The organism is Dyella sp. SYSU CM1112 (genome assembly GCF_058216415.1).
In genome coordinates this window covers 127143-148745 of the sequence record NZ_JBZEGI010000011.1, presented here as the reverse complement: position 1 = coordinate 148745, position 21603 = coordinate 127143, and the positions used below count along the sequence as shown (strand labels likewise).

The window sequence follows — 21603 nt, the reverse complement described above, 5'->3', positions numbered from 1 at the left end:
CTTAGAAATCGACGCTGGCAGACACGCCGAGAGTGCGCGGCGTTTGGTAGGTAGCCTGGAAAGGGCTGCCCAGCGGATCGAGTGTTTCCGGATACAGCGATGTGATGCCACGCTTGTTCGCCAGGTTCTTGGCGTACAGCTCGACGGTCCAATTGGCGTAATTGGCGCCGATATGCAGATCGAGATTGCTATAGGCAGGCAGTCGAACGCGTGGGCCCGGAACGGGATTGAAGTCTGATTCGCGCGCACCGACGTAACTGAAACTGCCGCCGACGAAGCCGGACCAGCCGGTGCCTCCGAGCGGGAAGTTGTAATCCGCGCCGACGTTCGCATTCCATTTGGGCACGTAAGGGAGCGGATCGCCTTTGAGACCGTAGATGCTGCCGGATGGCGTATCCGCGGCGAGCTCGGCTTTCGTGTAGCTGGTGTTTGCCCACAAGCTCAGTCCGGAAAGTGGCCGATAGTTCCAGCTGGCTTCGAAGCCTTTGCTGGTGGCCTTGCCGCCATTGCCGAGGAAGCTAAAGCCTGCCGCGGTAGTGGTGAGCTGCACTTTGCTCCAGTCGATGTAGAACACATCGAAGTCGACGCTCATGCGTTGGTTGAGCATCAGCGACTTCAAGCCCAGTTCGTAATTCACCAATTTGTCGGGACCGAAGGTCAGCGGCGCACCCAGGCCCGGCGGTACGCCTACGTTCGGGCCGCCGGGGCGGAATCCCGATGCGACGCGCACATAGGCCATCAGATCATCGCTGAACTTGTAGCTGGGATTGAACAGATACGTGACGGGATGATCGCTACCACGTGTGGTGAAGTCGGTGTTGCCGATCAGCAGTCCGTTGCTGGTTTGCGTGTAGGAGGTGCGATCGGTGCTGTAGCGGGCGCCGACCAGGACGCTCAAATGCGAGGTGGCGTGCCAGGTGAGATCGCCATAACCCGCCCATTCGTCGAAAAGCGCCGGCCCGACAGACACGTCGCCAAGCGTGGGCAGTGCGATGGGTGCGCCGGTATGGGCATCGAAACTCAGGATGTCCTGATTATCGGTGGTATGTTCGTGCGTGTAGAACAGACCGACACGCCACTCCCACATCTGGTCCGCAGGCGATTGCAGGCGCAGTTCCTGCGTAGCTTTGTTCAAGGCAATGGGTTGCAGTTCCGAATAACCGCCGTTGCTCAGTCCGAACAGCGGATTCAGCACGGGGCCGTAAAGGTCGGTGATATCGGTGTTTTCGTTGAGACGCAATGTGCCGTAGCTGGTGGTCGATACGAGCTTGGCCCAGCCGAAATCCGCGTTGACGGACAAGTCGTAGAGACGGTACTTGATCTTGAATAGCCCGGTACTGGCTGCCCGCGCCTGATTCGACCAGCCGTAAATCGGCTGCAAGTTGGACGGATCGACATCGATGCCCTGATTGGCGAGTCCATCACTGTTGAGGTTTTGCGCCAGGGCCGAAAACCGCACGGAGACTTTGTCAGTGGGGGTCCACAGCAGCTGCGCGCGTCCGCCGCTGACCCTGGCCTTGTCGATTTCCGACTGGCCGGTGGTGATATTGCGGATATAACCCGGATCGTCGCGGTCGTACACATTCACTCGTAGACCAAGTGTGTTGGCGATCAATGGAATGTTGACCATGGCGTGGGTACCGAAGCCACTGCCGCCGCCTTGGATGCTGCTGCTGTCGACACCCACGCGCGCGCTGGCTTGCGTGGTGTCCGGTGGCGTGGTGACGAATTTGACCAGGCCGCCGAGCGTATTCGATCCATACAGCGTGCCTTGTGGGCCGCGCAACACCTCGATGCGTTGGATGTCACTGGGATCGATATCCGGCGTGAGCATGCTGCCCGCTGAGTAGATCGTGCTCGATCCATACGGCGTGTCGTCGATATAGGTGCCCACCGTGGCATTGGGTTGCCTGCTGCCGGAGGTGACGCCACGCAATACCAGCTGCGTCCAGCCTTCGCCGGAGGAAATGATGTTGAGGCCCGGCACTTGCGAGGCGTAATCGGTGAAGCTGATCGCGTTCTGGCGTTCGAGCTGGGTATCAGTCAATACCGAAACCGCCATCGGGACATCTTGCAAGCGCTCACTGCGTTTGTTGGCAGTAACGATGATGGCGCCGAGCTGGACGGGCGTGCTGCCGCTTGCTGCATGTTGCGAATGGCTCGACGGCGGGCGTTGCGGACCAGCGGCGGTCGGTGCGGCAGGGCTTTTTTCGTCCTGTGTTTGCGCTTTGACGCATAGCGGCACCATCAGGGCAACGGCGACGGCCACGCCTATGCGGCCGCGAATGTACGGCGAACGACACATGTCCACGACACCTCCCCCCGGAGATATGGATAGTCTGTGAGCACATTGGTATCAAGATAACATTTTCATGTCAATGGTATTCATATAACATTTTTGGATATGGACGTTGAGCGGCCACTGCAAGTGGGCGTGAGACGCGCGTGAGGGCTGGGTTTTGTTGGCGTGCAAGTTGCCGTGCGGAGTTGTCGGATGCGGAGGCCGTGCCGACGGCAGGACGTTAGATAACGCCGCCGTGCTAGCGCTGGTATCGATCAGCGATCGCGCGAATCGTGGAAGCGATGCGGCTGATCCATGTTTCGCGTCGTCGAGCCACTTCTGTTTCGAACGAGGGTTTCCACGCCAACGACCATGTCAGCGCGGCGGGATATTTCATCCATACCGAGGTCAGCTGCCCCTGTTCGCAAGCTAGCTGGGCCAGTTTCACCGCTTTCAGCAGGGCCGACGCGACATCCTCGAAGAGGCCAATGCATTCCGACGTACTGCCTGTGCATACTCGCCAGACGCTTTGCCGCATAACGGTACGCGTAAGCGGATAGACCAGGATGGCGCCTTCCATCTCAACCTGTCGCGTAGGCGTTCTGTTCATGAGCGCAGCCGACCTTGATGATGGTTTCGCGGTCCGCGATTTTGAGCTTGTTGTGCTTGATGCAAGTCAATGGTCGGGTCATGGCATGCTTTCGTGGATATTTCATGCGGCACGACAAGTGTTTTAAGTTGCACCGCGCATGATCTAGGTCAAGTAAGCATAGCCATGCTTCGGCATGCTCGGCTCGTCTTAATAAGGGGGCATGGGTATGTTGGAAGTCGAACAACGTTACGACGATGATGATCTCTATGTCATTTCCGCCAACGTCGAATCGACGGAGGTGGCGTATTGGCTGGTCGCTGAAGGTTGTCCGCATCATTGCGTAGGCGTATTCAGTCAACTCGAAGAGGCGCTGGTCTTTATAGAAGACAGGCTCTCTGAAAGAAAGAAGAGTCGTGCACCGGTGCGCGTGCACTATATGCTGGATAAATCGTCACTTTCTGCATGTGTGGATTCACGTGTCGTATCCATTAAGTCATTGGATGATTTTTCAAGTCAATGCGATTGCATCGATCGTTAATGGTTAAGACGGCTTGATTGCATCGTGATCTATAAATCATGTGTTTTGATTATGGTACGGATGTTCAAGTCATGTATCCGTATAAGCAAACGGATTGGGGAAGAAAAACCCTACCTGTCAGAAGAAAAAAATTTCAAATACAGGTGAGATAGGAAATATTCCTAGTTTTATATGGCGCAAGTCATTTGCTTAAAATTTTATTCTTATGTACACATATCTGTAGCACGCGTGTGTTTGGGGATGTGTATTCGCAGCGTGCTTTGAGGGAGTCGTCTCTCTTCGCTTGCTCATTCATATGGGCAGAGAGAAGTGTGGCGTATTGGTTGCGGAGCGCTATGGACAGTGCTCTCGGAACGTTGAAAACCATCACGGACCAGGCTGAGGGAGCCACCATGTTGAAAACACCTATTGCGGCAGCCGTGCTGGCTGCGTTGTCGTTTGGCTTTGTCGCGAATGCCTATGCAGCGGGCGCTACAGATCAAGGTGCATCGCCTGCGGGTGCATCGACACAGAACACGGCGCAGCAAGACAATCCATCAAGTTCCAGCTCATCGCCCAGTTCGGAAGACAAGAAAGCTAAAAAACTCGACACGGTCGTGGTGAGCGGCTCGCTGATCAACAACGCGCAGATCCAGACGGCGACACCGACTTACACCATTACGGCCGCGGACATTAAGGCGCGCGGATTCAACTCCGTGACCGAGGTACTGCAAAACTCGGTGTTCGCTACCGGCTCGGTGCAAGGGCCGCAGGAGAGTGGTGGTTTCACGCAGGGCGCGCAGACGATCAGTCTGTATGGTCTTAATCCCGAATACACGCTCACGCTGATCGACGGCAAGCCGATCACTCAGTTCGGCCAGCTGTATAACGGCCAGAGCAACTTTACCAATATTTCCAATATTCCGATCGGCATGATCGATCATATCGACATCCTGCCGGGCGGCGGTTCGTCGATCTACGGTTCGCAGGCTATCGCCGGCGTGGTGAACATCGTCACCAAGCAGCATATGAATGGCGTAGAGGTGACGGCGCGCGCGGGACACTACAGCGCGGGTGGCGGTGCGAACCAACGGCTGTCGATAGCGTTTGGTCACGATTACGGCAAGCTCAATGTATTGGGTTCGTTGGAGTTCGATAACCAGAGCCCGATCTGGGGCTATCAGCGCACGCTTACCGCGTTGTCCACGCACCCATCGGCGGTGGCGACGATTCCGGATTACGGCAACATCGATGAGTACCAAGGCAGCATTTTGGGCTACGTGAGTCCGCCGGATGGCTGCGGTGCCATGCACAGCCAATACGGCGGCACCACCTATGAAACGCATTCAAGTGTGGCTGGCCGCGTGGGGACGTTCTGCGGATCGAACCACACCCTCGGCTATGCCACCTTGCAGAATCAGAGCCGCAGTTACGACGGCATGCTGAAGCTGCGTTACGACATCAACGATCATGTGCGCTTGTACAGCGACATATTGCTGGATGCCCAGGTGCAGAAGTACACGCAGGGTTCGCAGTACATCTGGTGGGGGCCTGCCGATTACCCCTCTGGTCTGGTCGAGGATGCCAATACGGGCGATATCCTCTATCCGGAGCGGATCTTCTCGCCCGAGGAAGTGGGCGACAATTACTACAATTCGCTGAACCGCCAATACGATCTGATGTATCAGGCGGATGTGGGTGCGAATGGTACGTTCGGTGATTCGAACTGGAACTGGGACGTGTACTTTCTGCGTTCGGGTGATCGCACCAGTTCCAGTTCGCCGGAACGATTGGCTTCCGCGGTCGACAATTTCTTCAATAAGAATTTCCTTGGGCCGGTGGTCAATGTTGATCCCATTACCGGCCTGAACATGTATAACCCGAACTATGCGGCGTTCTTTACACCGCTGACGCCGGCACAGATTGCGAGTTTCTCGACCAATGTCGAGCAGAACTCCAACACCTGGATCAATGACACGCGCGCCACCGTCAGCAACGACAGCCTGTTTGCGCTGCCTGGTGGTTCGGCGGGCCTGGCATGGTTGGTCGAAGGTGGTAGCGAGGCTTGGTATCAGCCGGTCAATCCGCTGGTCGCCAATGGCGACATCTGGGGTCTTACCGGCACCTCGGGCGGCGGTACGCGCAGCCATTACGCTTCGGCTTTCCAGTTGAACCTGCCGGTGCTCAAGCAGGTCACTCTCGACCTGTCGGGTCGCTATGATCACTACGCGGTGAGCGGTGGTACCAACAGCAAGTTTACGTACAAGGCCGGCATCGAATATCGCCCCTTCGACACGCTGCTGTTGCGCGGCAACTATGCCACCTCGTTCCTTGCACCGGACATGTCGGCACTGTTCCTCGGGCCGACCGGCGACTATCAGCAGGTTACCGACTACTACCTTTGCGCGGTTCAGAACAACAACCAGAATTGTGCGGCGGATTATACCGAGCAAGTGCAGGGCACCACGCTTTCCAACCGTCACCTGAAGCCCACGACGGCGAGCAGCTATACGGTCGGTTTTGTGTGGGCGCCGATCACCAACTTCAGCTGGACGACCGACTTCCTGCACATTGCCATCAATAACGAGGTGGCGCCGCAGGATGCCGATTTGCTGATGCGCGAGGAGTCGCAGTGCCGCCTCGGCCAGCTACCCGCCGATTCGCCCGATTGCATGGCGGCGCTGTCCCAGGTACAGCGCAACTCGGTGACCGGCCAGGTGGATACGATCACGCAGTACTACGTGAATATCTCCAACGAGGTGACGGACTCCATCACCACCCAACTGCAGTATCAGTTCCAGCCCACTCCTATCGGCGTGTTCGGCTTACAGTTCGATTACAACGACATGCTGAAGCACGCGTATCAGGTTTATCCGGGTAGTGCGCCGATCAATCAGCTGACCAACCCGATTTACAGCTCGGAATTCAAGAGCATCGTCAGCGGCGCGTTGAACTGGTCGCTGCATGACCAGTGGGCGAGCACGCTGTACTGGCATCGCTACGGCGGCTCGCCGAACTACATTGGCATGGTGGACGGCGCGACCTATCCGGGCGCAGGTCATGTATCGCCCTGGATCACCTTCAACTGGAGCTTTACCTACACGCCGGTCAAGGGATTGGACCTCTCCTTGCTCGTGAACAACGTGTTCAACAAGATGCCGCCCAAGGATCCGACCTACACCGCGTTCCCGTACTTCAACCCGGAGAACTACAACGTGTATGGCCGCGAGATCATGGCGCAGGTGGATTTCCGCTTTGGCGGCGCGAAGGATTAAGCCAGGCGCTAGATGGTTACCCTCCCCAGGGAGCCGGGTCCTTATGGATCCGGCCTTTTTTCGAAGCCGGGAAAGGTTGCCGAATCGGGTTCTGTAGACAGCGAGATTGAGCAAGCAAGACGGATGACGATCGCTTGCTGCCGGGAATGCGCGCATGAAAAAAGCCGGGCCTGCATGGCCCGGCTTCTGTTTATCGGGTGATTACATCAGTTTGTCGCCTACCAGCACGACGTCTGCCGGGCGGCGTGCAAACAGGCCGACTGTCACGATGCCGGGAATCTGATTGAGATCGCTTTCCAGCGCGACCGGGTCGGCGATCTGCCAGCCATGCACATCAATGACCCAGTTGCCGTTGTCGGTGACTACCCCGTCGCGCCACACCGGGTTGCCACCACGCTTGACGATTTCGCGTCCGACCAGGCTGCGTGCCATCGGGATGACTTCGATCGGCAGCGGAAATTTACCGAGGATGTCCACGCGCTTGCTCGCGTCAATGATGCAAACGAATTTCTGCGCAGCTTCCGCGATGATTTTCTCGCGTGTGAGCGCGGCGCCACCGCCTTTGATCAGGCGCTTATGCCGATCGCATTCGTCGGCGCCGTCGACATACAGTGCTAGCGGCCCGGTGGCATTGAGATCGAATACCGGGATGCCATGCTTCTTCAACTGCGCGGTGGACTGTTCGGAACTGGATACGGCGCCCTGGATGCGGTCTTTGATGCGAGCCAGGGCATCGATAAAGAAAGCGACGGTGGAGCCCGTGCCGACACCGACGATGGCGCCATCCTCGACGTATGGGATGGCAGCTTCGCCGGCGAGGCGTTTTTCTTCATTGTTGCTCATGGCGTTGTCCGGAAAGAAAAGGAAATGATCGTTTATTTGGAGAGCGCTTGCATCGTGCGGTGCTGCAAAGGAAGGCTTTGGCGGACGGGCGTTCCTATCTTGGTATCGGACCGGGGTAGTCATGAGCATGGCGCTGCTGAGCAGGTTTTACTCCGCAGTCGTTTGAGACCGCTCCGAGCTTTTCCCTGCCCTCGTACGCACGAGGAGTCATGCAGGCATAGCTGAGTTTTGACGCCGATCAGAAGGTAAAAAGCACCGCTCCATGTCGACAAAGCTCCTTGCAGGAAGGATGGCCGAAGGGGTTACGGCGAGAGGGGAGGCATCACTGCGCTATTCCAGCCCCAGGATGTACTTCCACTCCGCTGCTTCCACGGGCATCACCGACAGACGATTGCCTTTGCGCAGCAGGGTCATGCCGGCGAGTGAGCTGTGTGTCTTGAGCTCGTCCAACGTGACCACGCGCTTGAGCTTTTTTACGTACTTCACGTCGACCAGCATCCAGCGTGGATTGTCGCGGGAGCTGGCGGCGTCGAAGTATTTGCTCTTGGGATCGAACTGCGAGGGATCGGGGTATGCGTCGCTTGCCACTTCTGCGAGGCCGGCGATGCCGGGTGCGGCGCAATTGGAGTGGTAGAAGAACACGCCGTCGCCGACACGCATGTCGTCGCGCATGAAGTTGCGCGCCTGATAGTTACGCACGCCGTCCCATGCTTCGCGTTTCTTGCGTTGCAGGTCATCGATGGAAAACGTATCGGGCTCGGACTTCATCAGCCAATACTTTTTCATGCGCTCTTGTCTCCGGATGTTTCTGCGCGGCAATCGATCAATTCGCGGTCGGTGGCGATGAAGTCCAGTGCGATGTCCCAGCTTTCAGGCGCAATGTCGGGCAGTTCCTGAAAGTCATAAGCGATGCCGACCAAGAGCGGTTCGGTGGGACGCAGCTGATCCTTGAGGAAGGCGAAGCTGCGATCGTAATACCCGCCGCCATAGCCCAGGCGGTTGCCGCGCCGATCGAAAGCGAGCAGGGGCACGAACACCAGGTCCAATTGGAAGGGGGCGAACCATTCGTGGGGCGCGACCGGCTCCGGAATGCCGAAGCGGTTGGGCTGGACGGGTTCGCCTGCTTCCCATGGCGCGAAGCGGAGCAGGTTGTCCTGGCCGATCAGCGGCAGCAGAAACCGCTGGCCCCGCGTCGCCAGTGGCGGGATGACCAGGTTCAGTGGCAGCTCGCCGTCGCAGGCCCAGTAGCCGGCCACACGGTGATCGGTGTGGTATTCCGGGAGATGTTCCAGGCTGCGCCGCAAGCCTTGGGCGGCGGCCATGCGTTGGGGCGGGGTAAGCGCGCGGCGGCGTTCAGCCAGGCGCTGGCGTAGTTCGCGGCGTCGTGCGGCGGTATCCACGTCGCGCGTCTCCTGAGATGGGGTGCGTCTGGCAGGCGGCGTTCCGTTCCCCGGACGCCGTTTCGGCGGCATCCGGGCCGGATATGAGGTGGCGTCAACCGCGATGCCGCTGCCCACCAAACGACCTTGATCCGAGTGGGATCAGGTGGGAGGGAGATCAAGGCTTCGAGGCTTTCCGCTCGTGGCGGACATGCACAACAACCTTAAGTAACCGTCCCCGGGCCGTATATAGGAACAAGGCAAATGTAAGAGTGTGCTGGCGCACACCGCAGAAAACGCCGGAAGCTATTTTAGTTGTGCGTCGAGCGTTGCTTCAAGCTTGCGACGCAATGCGGCCAAGCTTTCAGCGATGTCAGGTTCAGACACGTTGTTGTTTGTATCGGCAGCCCCATGTTTTTGAAGCTGAAGATATTCGTGCGTGATGCTGATCGCAGCCAATACCGCCAAACGGTCGAAGCCCGGTGTTTTTGCGTGCGAACGTAGTTCGCGCATCTTGCGATCCAGGAACGCCGCGGCTTCCAGCAGGCCGTCGCGCTCTTCGGGTGGACAGGCGATCAAGAACTCGCGATCGATCAGCCGCAGCAGAACCGGCTCGTTGGTAGGTGTGCTGATGACGTCAGCCATTGTTTTCGAGCGCCTTGAGTCGCTGGATCATCGCTTCAACGCGGCTGCGCGCCTGTTCATTGCGTGCCAGCAGGCCTGCGCGTTCATTCGCAAGTTGTTCCTGGCTATGGCGCAGGCTGCGATTTTCCTCGCTGAGCCGATGGACGTGTTCGAGCAACCGGTCAAGCTGCTGGCTCAGTGCTGCAAGCTCGTGCTGGGCGGCGTCGGGTGTCTTCATGCGTTCAACTATATCAGGACGCCGGACGAAATCTGCGGACCGGCACGCGCCTCCATGTGGGTGCATTAAACTTCCCCTTTGGACGTTAATGGAGCCCCCGCATGGCTGCCCTTGAGCCGATCGGTCATGATGAGCTGGACGAGCTTGTCGCGCATATGCGCTTGCCTATTCATGCCAGTGAGTTGCACGGAACCTTGTGCGGATATCTCGCTGGCAACGGGCAGCCAGGCAGACGCCCATTGCTGGAAGTGTTGCACCTGGATGCCGGCGGTGTCGGTTCCGCGGAAGACCAGGCTACCCTCAAGCAACTGATGCGCCAGAGCGAGGAAGAACTGGCCGACCCTGAACTGGGCTTCGAACCTTTGTTACCGGCCGATGATCGTCCGCTGGACGAGCGTGCGGATGCGCTGGTGGACTGGTGCCGCGGCTTTCTGGGGGGATTCGGCCTCGGCGGTCCGGAGGTCCATGTCCGGCTGTCGGATGAGGCCAGGGAAGTCCTGCAGGATCTCGGTGCGATTGCTTCGGCTTCGCTGGATTTCGGCAATGAAGACGAAGACGAGGATGCCTTGATCGAAGTGCATGAATTCGTGCGCATGGGCGCCATGTTGTTGTTTACTGAATGTCATATCCCCAATCAGCCTTCCAGCGGCACGTTGCATTGACTATCGCTTCAGACGAATTTGCGCGCCGCCGACGCCAATTGATGAAAATGGCGGGGCAGGATGCCGTGGTGTTGATTGCCACTGCACCGGAGCGCATGCGCAATGCGGATGCGGCATGGCCGTATCGCCAGGATTCGGACTTCCACTATTTGAGCGGTTTTCCCGAACCTGACGCGGTGTTGGCATTGCTGCCGGGCCGCCAGCATGGCGAGGCCGTTCTGTTCTGCCGCGAGCGGGATGCGGAACGCGAGCGCTGGCATGGCGAATTCATCGGCACGGAACGTGCCGTAGCCGATTACGGCATGGATGATGCGTTTCCCATCGATGATATCGACGACATCCTGCCGGGCATGATCGAAGGCCGGGGAAGGGTGTATTGCCATTTCGGGCGCGAACCGCAATTCGATGCGCAACTGCTGGGCTGGATGCGGCGGCTGCGTCAGTTGCGCGGCGGCGGTGTGGTGCCGAAGGAGTTCGTGGCGCTCGGCCATCTGCTGCACGATCTGCGCCTGTATAAATCCCGTGCCGAATTGAAAGTGATGCGCGCTTCCGCCGCGATTGCGGCGGAAGCGCATGTGGCGGCGATGAGCATGGCACGCGCCGGCCGGCACGAATACGAAGTGGAAGCCGAATTATTGCGGGTGATGCGTGGGCGTGGCGCCGTTGCAGCGTTTCCGCCCATCGTGGCGGCAGGCGTCAATGCCTGTGTCATGCATTACCAGGCCAATCGCTCGCCATTGAAGAACGGTGATTTGCTGTTGATCGATGCCGGTGCGGAATGGGAGTGCTATGCCTCCGATATCAGCCGCAGTTTTCCAGTAAATGGACGTTATAGCCGCGAGCAGCGCGCACTGTATGAAATCGTGCTTACTGCGCAACAAGCCGCTATCGATGAAGTAAAGCCTGGTCGTTCCTACAACACCGCGCACGAAGTGGCGGTGCACGTCATTGCCGAAGGCCTGTGTGCGCTTGGATTGCTGAAAGAAGAGCCGGCGGAGGTGATCGCGCAAGGGAGCTACAAGCGTTTTTTCCCTGCCAAGACCAGCCATTGGCTGGGGCTGGATGTGCACGATGTCGGCGACTATCGCGTCGATGGCGAATCGCGCCTGCTCGAGCCGGGTATGGTGCTTACGGTGGAGCCGGGTATTTACATCGCGCCTGATGACATGTCTGTGCCGGAAGCGTGGCGTGGCATTGGCATTCGCATCGAGGATGACGTAGCCGTGACACGCGATGGTAACGATGTGCTGACGGCGGATGTGCCTAAGGATCCGGAAGCGATCGAGTCCTTGCTGACGCGGCGTTGATGGATTCTTTGCTGCGCAGATGGATCATGGAGAGGGTGAAGCATGCATCCGATTTGCATGCATCGTGACGACGTGCGAACTTCGCAGGCTCGTCCCATGAATGTCGCATGCCTGCAACGTTGACCGCGCAGCATCGTGCGCCATGACGCCGCAAGCAGAAGAGGATGCAGCATGACGTCGATGAACCGCCGCAGGTTCCTGCAGCTTCTGGGAAGCACTACGCTTGCCTCGATGCTCCCTGCCAGCATTGCACGTGCACTGGAGATTCCCGCTTATCGGCGCACGGGCACGATCGAAGATGTCGAGCACATCGTGATCCTGATGCAGGAAAATCGCTCTTTCGATCATTACCTCGGTTCGCTGAAAGGTGTGCGCGGATTTGGCGATCCTCGCCCGGTGAACTTGGCTACGGGTAGCTCGGTGTGGCATCAGCCCGACGGATCGAGCTACGTGCTGCCGTTTCGTCCGACGGCGCCCGATCTGGGGCTGCAATTTTTGGAAGACCTCGCCCACGATTGGACAAGCACCCATGCCGCGTGGAACGCAGGTCGCTACGACCAATGGGTGCCGAGCAAGGGTACTACCACGATGGCGTATCTCACACGCGAGGACATTCCGTACCACTACGCGCTGGCCGATGCTTTTACCGTTTGCGATGCCTATCACTGTTCGGTGATGGGACCCACCGATCCGAACCGCTATTACATGTGGACAGGCTGGGTCGGTAACGACGGTGCGGGCGGTGGCCCGGTGATCGATAACGCGGAGGCGGGTTATTCCTGGTCCACGTTCCCCGAAGTGCTGCAGAATGCCGGTATTTCCTGGAAGCTTTACCAGGATGCCGGCAACGGCCTGGATGCGGCCGGTTCCTGGGGCTGGACCGATGACGCCTACATCGGCAATTACGGCGACAACTCGTTGCTGTACTTCCTGCAATACCGGAATGCGCAACCGGGAAGTCCCTTGTACGAAGGCGCGCGCACCGGCACCAACATCTCGGCGGGCGGTACGCTGTTCGACGAGTTGCGCAGTGACGTGTTGAGCAACAAGCTGCCGCAGATTTCCTGGATCGCCGCGCCGGAAGCGTACAGCGAGCATCCGAACTGGCCGGCGAATTACGGCGCCTGGTACATCTCGCAGGTGCTGGATGCATTGACCAGCAATCCCGACGTTTTCAGCAAGACGGTTCTGTTCATCACCTATGACGAAAACGACGGTTTCTTCGATCACATGGTGCCGCCGTGTGTGCCGCCGAGCGACCAGCAGGGGCAGTCGACGGTGTCGACGGTGAATGAGCTATTCCCTGGTAACACGTTTTATCCCAGTGGCCCGTATGGATTGGGACCGCGCGTGCCGATGATCGTGGTATCGCCATGGAGCAAGGGCGGCTGGGTGTGCTCGCAAGTGTTCGACCACACCTCGATCATCCGCTTTGTCGAGCAGCGGTATGCGAACACTCATCCCGGTCTGCAGATGCCCAACATTACGCCGTGGCGTCGCGCGGTATGCGGTGACCTGACCTCGGCGTTCGATTTTTCCAAGCCGGATGGCATGCACGTTCCGCTGCCGAGCACGGCGACGTATGTGCCGCCGGATGCCTTGCGTCACCCCGATTATTCCCCCCTGCCTCCGGCGGAACAGATGCTGCCGCAACAGGAGCCGGGCATCAAACCGGCGCGTGCGCTGCCTTATGAGCTGCAGGCAAGCGGGCAATTGGCGGATGGCCAGCTGCATCTCGCGCTCCAGAATACGGGTAGTGCGGGGGCGTGTTTCTACGTGCGCTCAGGCGACGATGCGAATGGGCCGTGGTTCTACACCGTCGATGCGGGGCAATCGCTGTCTGCGGGTCTACCTGTCCAGGATGCTTACGAGTTCTACGTGCATGGACCGAACGGCTTCTTGCGCAGCTTCAAAGGCAGTGGCCGTTCGCGCAAGACAGCCCTGCAGGTCAGCAGCCACTACGACCGTGGTCAGGCGCAAGTCGTGCTCACGCTGATGAACGAGGGCGATGCTTTTTGCAACGTATCGGTCGAAAACCTCTACAACAGCGAGTCGATAACGTACCTGCTGAAGCCGGGCGAGAACGTCGAGCGACGTTGGAATTTGAGCGATAGCTACGGTTGGTACGATCTGCTGGTGCGCGCCGATGCGGAAGCGGGTTTCCTGCAACGTCTGGCGGGTCATGTGGAAACCGGCGAGCCGGGAATGACCGATCCGGCGATCGGTCAGATGCGATGGTGGAATTTCCAGCGGCTTTGAACCATGAGTTTCTGCATGGCGTCAAAGCATCGGCGAATCCCGCGCATTCGCGGGAATGATGATGCCGTCGAGTGGGGAAACGCATGCATCATCGCCGTGTTTCCGATGATCGCAGAAACCGATCCTGAAGCCACACGATGCCTACGGTGAGGGCGACTCCTGTTGCCGACGCGCTTCATCGGTCGCGTGCACCTCGTACCACATCGCATTGAGGATGGCGAAGGCACAGGCCAGCCCAAGTCCCAGTATCCAGGTGAAGTACCACATGCTTGGCTCCTCAATAACCGTGATTCGAAGGGTGTGCGTCCTTCAGCAGCACGCGCCCGCGCATGACGCGGTAGACCCAGCTGGTGTAGATGATGATGAGTGGCAGGAACACGACGACGGCGCCAAGCATCAGCATCAACGTGCCATGACTGGATGAGGCATCCCAGACCGTCAGGCTGGAACGCGGATCGAGCCGTGACGGCAGCAGGAAGGGAAACAGCGAGAAACCCGCAGCGAGAATCGTGCCTATGATCATCAGGCTGCTGCACAGGAAACCGAACAGATTCATTTTGCCTACGGTCCACTGCACTCCGATCGCGCCTGCGATACCGAGTATCGGGGCCAGCCAGAACCAGGGATGGATCATGTAGCTGGCAAACCAGCTGCTACCCACGACCACCTGTTTGAGCAGGGGATTGGATACGCCATCCGTGACGACCGGACCGGCTATGGCAAAACCGGGGATGCCATAACCCAGCCAGATGCCGTCGCCGACAAAGGTGATGGCATACGCCAGCGCCATCCAGCGTGCGATGCGTACCGCACGGCCTGCAATGGTGTGATCGGCACGGTAGGCCGCCCAGCATGCTCCGTGCGTAAGCAGCATAGTGATACTGACCAGGCCGGCAAGGATGGCGAAAGGCTGCAGCAAATTGAAGAAGCCGCCCTGCCAGGTCATGTACAGATCGTCGTCATAACGGAATGGCAGGCCAAGGAACAGATTGCCGAACGCCACGCCGGTGATCAGCATCACCACGAAACCGGAAAAGATCAGCGCGCCATCCCACACCGCGCGCCAACGCGCATCCTGCATTTTGCCGCGAAAGTTGAATCCCACTGGCCGCAGGATGAAAGCCAGCAGCACCAGCGCGAGTGCGAAATACAAACCTGAGAACGCCGTGGCGTAAAGAATCGGCCACGCCGCAAACACCGCGCCGCCACCCAGGATGAACCACACCTGGTTGCCTTCCCAGGTCGGCTCGATGGTTTGCAGTAGAACGTGGCGCTCGTGTTCGTCGCGTCCCAGGATACGCAGCAGGGCGGCAAGCCCGAAGTCGAAACCGTCCATGACCGCAAAGCCGATCAGCAAGGCACCTAGCAACACCCACCAGATCACTCGCAATGTCGTGATATCGAACATGGCGTTCTCCTCAGTGCGCAGCTGCGCTGTTTTCCAGTGAAAGCGAAACATCGCGTACCGGCCAGATGCCGAGCTCGTCAGGTCCTTTGCGTGCGTACTTGAGCATCAAGCTCGCCTCGATGATCGCCAACAAGGTGTAGAACAGCACGAAGCCGCCCAGCGAGGTCAGCACCTGTCCTTCCGAGAGCGAAGACACGCCGAGCGCCGTCGGCAGAATGCCTTCGATGGCCCAAGGCTGGCGGCCATATTCGGCCACGATCCAGCCCAGTTCGGCGGCAAGCCACGGTAGCGGCAGGCTGTATAGCGCGAGCTTCAGATACCAGCGATGGCGATGAAGCTGTCGTTTGCTCGCCAGCCAGAATGAATAGGCGAACAGGGCAATGAAATAGAAGCCGCAGGCGACCATGATGCGGAAGGACCAGAACAAGACCGGCACATTCGGGATGGTGGACTGGGCGGCCTTGTCGATATCGGCGGGCGTGGCCTGGCGTGGGTCGGCGACGTAACGCTTGAGCAGCAGGGCGTAGCCCATGTCGTCGTCGAATTGCATCAATGTCGACTTGGCTTGAATGTCATGAGGGTCTTTGCGCAAAGCCAGCATGGCATCGTAAGCATGGATGCCATCGCCGATCTTGCCCTTGGCGTCTTCCACCAAGTTGTTGATGCCGGGAATGGGTTTGTCGAGCGAGCGGGTACCGATCAGGCCCATCACCCAGGGAATGCGCAAGGCAAAATGTGTTGTGCGATTCGGTACATCGGGAATGCCGAACACGGTGAAGGAGGCCGGTGGCGGTTCCGTTTCCCACATTGCTTCAATGGCGGCCATCTTCATTTTCTGGTTTTCGGACACGGCATAGCCGGATTCGTCACCGAGCACGACCACCGACAAGGACGCCGCTAAGCCGAAACTGGCCGCTACCGTCATCGAACGGCGAGCGAAGTCGATGTTGCGTCCGCGCAGCAGATACCACGCGCTGATCGACAGTACGAACATCGAGCCCAGCACATAGCCCGCGCTGACGGTGTGCACGAATTTCGCCTGCGCTACCGGATTGAACAGCACATCGGCGAATGAAGTGACCTCCATGCGCATGGTCTGCGGGTTGAACTTGGCGCCGACCGGATTCTGCATCCACCCGTTGGCAACCAGTATCCACAATGCAGATAGGTTGGTGCCAAGCGCCAGGAACCACGTCACTAGCAGGTGACCTAGCCGTGAGAGGCGATGCCAGCCGATGAAGAACAGGCCCACCAGCGTGCCTTCCAGAAAGAAAGCCATCAGGCCTTCCAAGGCCAGCGGCGTGCCAAACACGTCGCCGACATAGTGTGAGTAATAGGCCCAATTCATGCCGAACTGGAATTCCATGGTGACGCCGGTGGCCACGCCCATGGCGAAATTGATGCCGAACAGCACACCCCAGAATTGCACCATGCGTTTCCAGACTTCGCGTCCGGTCATGACGTACACGCTTTCCATGATCGCCAGGATCCACACCAGCCCCAGCGTGAGCGGTACGAACAGAAAGTGATAGAGCGCCGTGAGGGCGAATTGCAGGCGTGAGAGTGTGACGACGTCCGAATCGATCATCATGGCTTGGCTTCCGGCGTGATGGACGGAGAGGGAGCGAGCAGGCGTTCGATGGCTGCCGGGCGCGTATCCGCGCGCGGGTAGTGCGCGGCGATGTACCAGCCGATCAGGGCGAGCAGGACGATCTTCGCGAGAACGATGAAGATCAGTTTGGCGCTCAGCCGGCGCAGCGCGCTGCGTGGCGGAGTGGGACGGATTTGCTCGGGCAGCATGTGCATAGTGCAGGCGTCCTAACGACTATGACATGCGGCGGAGCATAGCGCCGTTTGCGGCCCGATGGTGTGCGCCATGGCGCCGCATGGTTGCGGAGGCTTGTCGCCAACATGGGTGGCGTCCCTCTTGCTGTGCGGTCATTCCCGCTGCGGTGCGAGAGCGGGATCCAGCCTGGTCCATGCATAGGAAAACGCCTTGCGGGAATTGGCGCAAGGAGAACCACGCCCGCGCGAAGGCGGTTGAGTGGTAGGGCTAGTCCGTCAGCGCAAACGCATCGCGTGTCAGGTTTTCCGGTTCGCCCTCAGTGCAAACCACATCATCTTCGATGCGGATGCCACCGTAAGGACGGAGGGCGTCGACTTTGTTCCAGTCGATATCTGCAGCCGCCGGTTTGCCGCGCAGTTCTTCCAGCAGCATATCGATGAAATACAGGCCTGGTTCGATCGTGACGACCATGCCGGGCTCAAGTACGCGCGTCATGCGCAGATAGGGATGACCTTCGGGACGCGGTATGTTGCCGCCGTGTTCGCTGGCCTGGAAGCCGGCGACGTCGTGCACTTGCAGGCCGATCGGATGGCCGAGGCCATGCGGGAAAAAGGCCGAGGTAATGCCGGATTGCACCGCGCTTTCGGCGCTCGCGCGGATCAGGCCGTGTTCGCGCAATACCTCGGCCAGCACGTGATGGGCGTGAATGTGCAATTCCGGATAGCTTTGCCCGGCCTTCACTTTCCCAGCGAAACCTTGCTGTGCACGTTCGACGCTGTCGATCAGGGCTTGGAATGCTTGATGGCCGGAGGCAGCGTAGGTGCGCGTGATGTCGCTGGCATAGCCGGCTGCGCTAGCGCCTGCATCGATCAGAAACGAACGGCTCTGTGTCGGCGGCGTGCGGTCAAAGTGGGTGTAGTGCAGAACGGCGCCGTGTTCGTTGAGGCCGACGATGCTGGCGTAAGGCAGCTCCGCATCGATCTGTCCGGCGGCAGCGAGATAGGCCATATGAATGCCGAACTCGCTTTCACCCCTGCGAAAGGCTTGTTCCGCGGCCCGGTGCGCGCGTGCTCCGATACGACTGGCTTCGCGCATCAGTTCAAGCTCGTAGGGTGTCTTGTAACTGCGATGCCAGTGCAGGTAATCGAGCACGGCCGGCGGATGGTTGACCTCGACGCCCTCGATGCTGGGGCATTCGGGAGCGATCACGGCGCGGTGCCCCTGGGGCAGCGCTGCAACGGCTTCGGCATGGGTGCGCACGATGGTGATGTCGAACTGATCGACCCAGTAGCCGCTGGGCGCAGCAGGCACAACGTGCCAGTAATCGCGCGGCTGCACGAAGATCAGTCTCGGTTTGCTGCCCGGTGTATACGCCAGCCAACTGCCTGGCGCGTTGGTCAGTGGCAACCAGTGACGGAAATGAGGGTTGGCGACGAAGGGGTAATCCTGATCGTCCAGAAATTTGCGCAGAGGTGTGCTGGCAGCCACCAGCAGATGATCGAAACCGCCCAGGGCCAGTGCTTTGTCCGCACGCTGACGCAGGGTGGCGACGTGTTGGGGGTACAGCGAAGCGAGATCGTGGCTCATGGAGGGGCGTTCCAAACTGGCGGTGTCTCAAGTCGGCCAGTCTAACGCCATCGGCTTCGCGGCTTCGTCGTCAGGCCTGCTGCAGCCAGTGCTCCAGTTGCACCGCATCGGCATTGCCGATGGCGATGATGCGATAGCCGCACCATATTTGCCCGGGGGTGGCGGCGGGTTCGTGCCATTGCTCCTGGATACCGACTTCAATGCTCTGCATGCTGCCATCCTGGGACGGCAAGGGCAGGCTGACCTGATACACCGCCTCGCCACGTGGCGTGTGTTGGCCGATCAACAGCATGCCATTCACGGAAAGATTGCCCAGATGCCCAAGCGGCTGGCCAGTGATCGTATCGGTCACCGTCACGCTGTAATACGGACGCTTGCGCGGGGCGCGACGTTGTTCGGGCGTCGTCATGAGTGGGCTTCCGGCAGGGGCGCAGTGGGCCGTAGCAGGCTAGCGGTCAACGCATGCCAGGCGCGGTCGAGCAGATTTTCCTGGTGCTGGGACAGTTCGCGTACCCGTCCATCGGCAATGGCGCGTGCGAGTTCTTGCAAATTCATCATATCGCTGCGTTGGCCGCGGCGATTTACAAACAGGCTATTGCCGGATACCGGCGAGAACCACGCCAGCTTGTATTGCGTGGACTTGCCGGTGGCTTGGTCGGTGAATTCGAACCATGTGCCGAACGGAAGCTGACGCAGGCGATTATGGATGCGTGCCTCGCGCAAACCGAGCGGCGGCACCACGGCAGCTTGCGTGGGCGTTGCGGCCGGTTCCTGGCTGCGTTGTTCGCCCAGGCGCTGGCGCTGCTTGAGACGGATGGCAAGATCGGTCGCACTGGGTGGTTCGACGGTACGTGCCGTGGCGGATGGCGGCTTGGCAGCGGTGACCGGCGGAGTAGTGGGCGATGGCGCAGGTGGTTCGGATGGTGTTTTGGCGGCCGGCTCGGCGGTGGGTTTGGGAGCAGGGATATCCAGCACCGTGACGGGCGCGTCGACAGGGGCCGGCGTTTCCACACTGATCAATCGTTGCGCGACCTGTTCGGCTTCATCGGCATGCATGCCGATTTGCTGCAAGCCGGTTTCGACTTCCTGGCGTAGCACGGCCGCGTCGTTCACCGGGAACTGACCGAGCAGTTGGTCGGTAATGCGCAGTTGATGGCGGAAGGCATCGCTGTGCTCACCGTGGCGAAGCAGTGTCAATGCCAGCACGTCGGTCCATGCGCGTTCGAGCAAGGTGCGCAGCAGTCCGCGTGGTGAAGTCACTGCGAAGCGTTCGGCCATCAATTCATCGGCGCGTTGACGAGCTTGCTCAAGCCGCTCGCGACCTTGCATCGCTTCGATATGGCGTCGTTCTGTCGTTTGTGCTTTGCGCGCCAGTTGGCCGAGATGGTATTCGATATCCGCCAGCAGACTGGTATAGAGGCCTGCCGTGGGCGGTTCGCGCTGCGTGCGCTCCACCAGTTGGCTGAGTTTGGCGAGCAGCTGATGGTCGGTTTCACCATTCGGGCCGTCCAGCCAGTCATCGATCGTTTCGGCGACCTTGCCTAGCAGCTGGCGTCCCGGATGCTCGCGCTGATCGAAAAAGTTGTGGTCGGTCAACGCCAGGCGCAGCAATGGAAGTTGCAGATTGCCCAGCAGCGCGTTTGCATCCGGGCCGTGATGCAGTTGTTGCGCGAGCTGCTCGAACAGCATCGCGACCAGCTCCACCGTATCGCCTTGCTCGGGCGTGAGCTGCGTGCGTGGTGCGCCGGGCGGCAGGCCGACATTGAGCTGTTGCAGCAGTTCTTCATGCAGGCGCTGCGCGCTGCGCAGTTCCTTGCTCGTGCGATCGGTGACCTGAATCATGTGTTGCTGCAGCGCCGACAGCGCTACTTGCAGTTCGTCGAGCGAAGCCGTGCGCCCGCTGGCCGAAGGTGCCGGACCGTATGACGCGACGCGCTGCCGCGCAAGCAGGTCGCGCAAGGTTTCGAGCACTGCAATGGGTTCGCTGCTGTTGCGTTCGGTCGTGCTGGGAGGCGGTGTTGCTGGCGTAGCCGCGGTGGCCGTCGGTGCGCCGGCGTGCGCAGGACCATGGCTGGGCCTTGCGGCGGCGAATGGACGCAGCTGCGGAAGAATATTGTCAGCAAGCAATTTGGCGTTGATGCCCTCATAGAGGGAAACCAAGGTGCCGCTGACGCTGGTTTCGAAGACCTCTAACAACATCAGGCGATGTTCAAGCGGCAGGCTGAGTGGATCGCTGACCACGCGCAAGATGTGCGCCATGTTCTGCGGTCCGAGTGGCAGCTGTTTGCCTTCCAGGGGCGCTGACGCCACCAGCACGGCGAGCCGGTAGGAAAGTTCGTACAGAATGGGGCCATTCTTGGCCTCGCTACGCGCGGCGAGTTTGTCGAGTGCGGCGGTCAGCTCATGTTCCGTGCGGTCTAGCAAGGTGAGTGACTGCAGGCTCAGCGGTTGCGAATCCTGCTCGCCATCTGCTTCACCCATATGCTCGAAGCTCTCGCGCAATTTTGCAGCGAACGCCTGGATCAGTGCAGCGCGTCCATGTTGCAGCAGGTTGCGGCTGTCAAAGCAGCGTTGCTGTTCGAGATGGTTGCGTGATTTTTCAGCCTGTTCGTAAAGGCGCTTGTCGAAGCGATCCAGGCATATCCGCAAGGTGGGTTCGACCCAGTGATCGCATAGCGTGCAGGCCGTATCGATCAATTTGCGCACGCGCAGAGGCATCCGCCCGAGATCGGCACGGCGGCCAGACGGTGGATGGACCCTCGGCTCGACATCCATGGCATGCAATCCCCTTAAGTTCCCCGATAGGCAGTGTATGCCGGTTGGAGAGCTCCGTCATGAGCGGTGC

General features: G+C 59.5%; 20 protein-coding genes and 1 other RNA gene. 6 read left to right on the top strand and 15 right to left on the bottom strand.

The window, feature by feature from the left end; all coding sequences use genetic code 11:
- Window position 1: 1 nt before the first annotated feature.
- Entirely contained in the window at window positions 2–2305 is a 2304-nt protein-coding gene (locus tag AC4HNJ_RS15940; protein WP_490480575.1) for a TonB-dependent receptor, read from the bottom strand.
- 235 nt (window positions 2306–2540) lie between these two features.
- Window positions 2541–2891, bottom strand: coding sequence for a hypothetical protein (locus AC4HNJ_RS15935; RefSeq protein ID WP_490480574.1), 351 nt, complete (start codon window positions 2889–2891; stop codon window positions 2541–2543).
- On the opposite strand from AC4HNJ_RS15935, the gene AC4HNJ_RS15930 reads away from it, so the two are divergent.
- The 3 genes from AC4HNJ_RS15930 (at window position 2890) to AC4HNJ_RS15920 (ending at window position 6665) form a co-directional block, all read left to right on the top strand.
- Window positions 2890–3018 carry a hypothetical protein gene (locus tag AC4HNJ_RS15930; RefSeq protein WP_490480573.1) on the top strand — a complete coding sequence of 43 codons (129 nt, stop codon included), beginning with the start codon at window positions 2890–2892 and terminating at the stop codon, window positions 3016–3018. The two genes, AC4HNJ_RS15935 and AC4HNJ_RS15930, sit on opposite strands and share 2 nt — an antisense overlap.
- A gap of 81 nt (window positions 3019–3099) precedes the next feature.
- The gene (locus tag AC4HNJ_RS15925; RefSeq protein ID WP_490480572.1) at window positions 3100–3411 is read left to right on the top strand and encodes a hypothetical protein; all 312 of its coding nucleotides are present in this window, start codon (window positions 3100–3102) and stop codon (window positions 3409–3411) included.
- A 335-nt stretch (window positions 3412–3746) separates the two neighbouring features.
- Window positions 3747–6665 carry a TonB-dependent receptor domain-containing protein gene (locus tag AC4HNJ_RS15920; RefSeq protein WP_490480571.1) on the top strand — a complete coding sequence of 973 codons (2919 nt, stop codon included), beginning with the start codon at window positions 3747–3749 and terminating at the stop codon, window positions 6663–6665.
- A 201-nt stretch (window positions 6666–6866) separates the two neighbouring features.
- On the opposite strand, the gene rpiA is transcribed toward AC4HNJ_RS15920, so the two are convergent.
- The 6 genes from rpiA to AC4HNJ_RS15890 form a co-directional block, all read right to left on the bottom strand.
- Window positions 6867–7508: a ribose-5-phosphate isomerase RpiA gene (gene rpiA, locus AC4HNJ_RS15915; RefSeq protein WP_490480570.1), complete on the bottom strand. Its 642-nt coding sequence runs from the start codon at window positions 7506–7508 to the stop codon at window positions 6867–6869.
- A 330-nt stretch (window positions 7509–7838) separates the two neighbouring features.
- Window positions 7839–8294 carry an EVE domain-containing protein gene (locus tag AC4HNJ_RS15910; protein WP_490480569.1) on the bottom strand — a complete coding sequence of 152 codons (456 nt, stop codon included), beginning with the start codon at window positions 8292–8294 and terminating at the stop codon, window positions 7839–7841.
- Window positions 8291–8908 carry a 5-formyltetrahydrofolate cyclo-ligase gene (locus AC4HNJ_RS15905; protein WP_490480568.1) on the bottom strand — a complete coding sequence of 206 codons (618 nt, stop codon included), beginning with the start codon at window positions 8906–8908 and terminating at the stop codon, window positions 8291–8293. Before AC4HNJ_RS15905 ends, AC4HNJ_RS15910 begins: the two co-directional genes overlap by 4 nt.
- A gap of 91 nt (window positions 8909–8999) precedes the next feature.
- Window positions 9000–9186: non-coding RNA, 6S RNA (gene ssrS, locus AC4HNJ_RS15900), on the bottom strand.
- Window positions 9187–9193: 7 nt separating this feature from the next.
- On the bottom strand, window positions 9194–9532 hold the full coding sequence (locus tag AC4HNJ_RS15895) for a cell division protein ZapA (RefSeq protein WP_490480567.1): 339 nt from the start codon (window positions 9530–9532) through the stop codon (window positions 9194–9196).
- Entirely contained in the window at window positions 9525–9749 is a 225-nt protein-coding gene (locus tag AC4HNJ_RS15890; RefSeq protein WP_490480566.1) for a TIGR02449 family protein, read from the bottom strand. The genes AC4HNJ_RS15895 and AC4HNJ_RS15890 overlap by 8 nt, the downstream gene beginning before the upstream one ends.
- A 101-nt stretch (window positions 9750–9850) precedes the next feature.
- Here AC4HNJ_RS15890 and AC4HNJ_RS15885 point away from each other — a divergent pair, with 101 nt between their 5' ends.
- The 3 genes from AC4HNJ_RS15885 to AC4HNJ_RS15875 all read left to right on the top strand — a co-directional run bounded on the left by AC4HNJ_RS15885 (window position 9851) and on the right by AC4HNJ_RS15875 (window position 13977).
- Window positions 9851–10411 carry a UPF0149 family protein gene (locus tag AC4HNJ_RS15885; protein WP_490480565.1) on the top strand — a complete coding sequence of 187 codons (561 nt, stop codon included), beginning with the start codon at window positions 9851–9853 and terminating at the stop codon, window positions 10409–10411.
- Window positions 10369–11718, top strand: a complete 1350-nt coding sequence (locus AC4HNJ_RS15880) for an aminopeptidase P N-terminal domain-containing protein (protein WP_490480564.1) — start codon at window positions 10369–10371, stop codon at window positions 11716–11718. The genes AC4HNJ_RS15885 and AC4HNJ_RS15880 overlap by 43 nt, the downstream gene beginning before the upstream one ends.
- Window positions 11719–11889: 171 nt before the next feature.
- Window positions 11890–13977, top strand: a complete 2088-nt coding sequence (locus AC4HNJ_RS15875; RefSeq protein WP_490480563.1) for a phosphocholine-specific phospholipase C — start codon at window positions 11890–11892, stop codon at window positions 13975–13977.
- Between the two features lie 141 nt (window positions 13978–14118).
- Here AC4HNJ_RS15875 and cydX read toward each other — a convergent pair whose 3' ends face one another.
- The 7 genes from cydX to AC4HNJ_RS15840 form a co-directional block, all read right to left on the bottom strand.
- Window positions 14119–14244, bottom strand: coding sequence for a cytochrome bd-I oxidase subunit CydX (gene cydX / locus AC4HNJ_RS15870; protein WP_490480562.1), 126 nt, complete (start codon window positions 14242–14244; stop codon window positions 14119–14121).
- A gap of 10 nt (window positions 14245–14254) precedes the next feature.
- Window positions 14255–15385, bottom strand: coding sequence for a cytochrome d ubiquinol oxidase subunit II (cydB, locus tag AC4HNJ_RS15865; protein WP_490480561.1), 1131 nt, complete (start codon window positions 15383–15385; stop codon window positions 14255–14257).
- A gap of 10 nt (window positions 15386–15395) precedes the next feature.
- The gene (locus AC4HNJ_RS15860; protein WP_490480604.1) at window positions 15396–16973 is read right to left on the bottom strand and encodes a cytochrome ubiquinol oxidase subunit I; all 1578 of its coding nucleotides are present in this window, start codon (window positions 16971–16973) and stop codon (window positions 15396–15398) included.
- Window positions 16973–17191 (bottom strand): cytochrome oxidase putative small subunit CydP, encoded by a 219-nt coding sequence (locus AC4HNJ_RS15855; RefSeq protein ID WP_490480560.1) that lies wholly within the window; start codon window positions 17189–17191, stop codon window positions 16973–16975. Before AC4HNJ_RS15855 ends, AC4HNJ_RS15860 begins: the two co-directional genes overlap by 1 nt.
- A 247-nt stretch (window positions 17192–17438) precedes the next feature.
- On the bottom strand, window positions 17439–18758 hold the full coding sequence (gene pepQ / locus AC4HNJ_RS15850) for a Xaa-Pro dipeptidase (protein ID WP_490480559.1): 1320 nt from the start codon (window positions 18756–18758) through the stop codon (window positions 17439–17441).
- Window positions 18759–18828: 70 nt separating this feature from the next.
- Window positions 18829–19167, bottom strand: coding sequence for a PilZ domain-containing protein (locus AC4HNJ_RS15845; protein WP_490480558.1), 339 nt, complete (start codon window positions 19165–19167; stop codon window positions 18829–18831).
- The gene (locus AC4HNJ_RS15840) at window positions 19164–21533 is read right to left on the bottom strand and encodes a DUF1631 family protein (RefSeq protein WP_490480557.1); all 2370 of its coding nucleotides are present in this window, start codon (window positions 21531–21533) and stop codon (window positions 19164–19166) included. Before AC4HNJ_RS15840 ends, AC4HNJ_RS15845 begins: the two co-directional genes overlap by 4 nt.
- Between the last annotated feature and the right edge of the window lie 70 nt (window positions 21534–21603).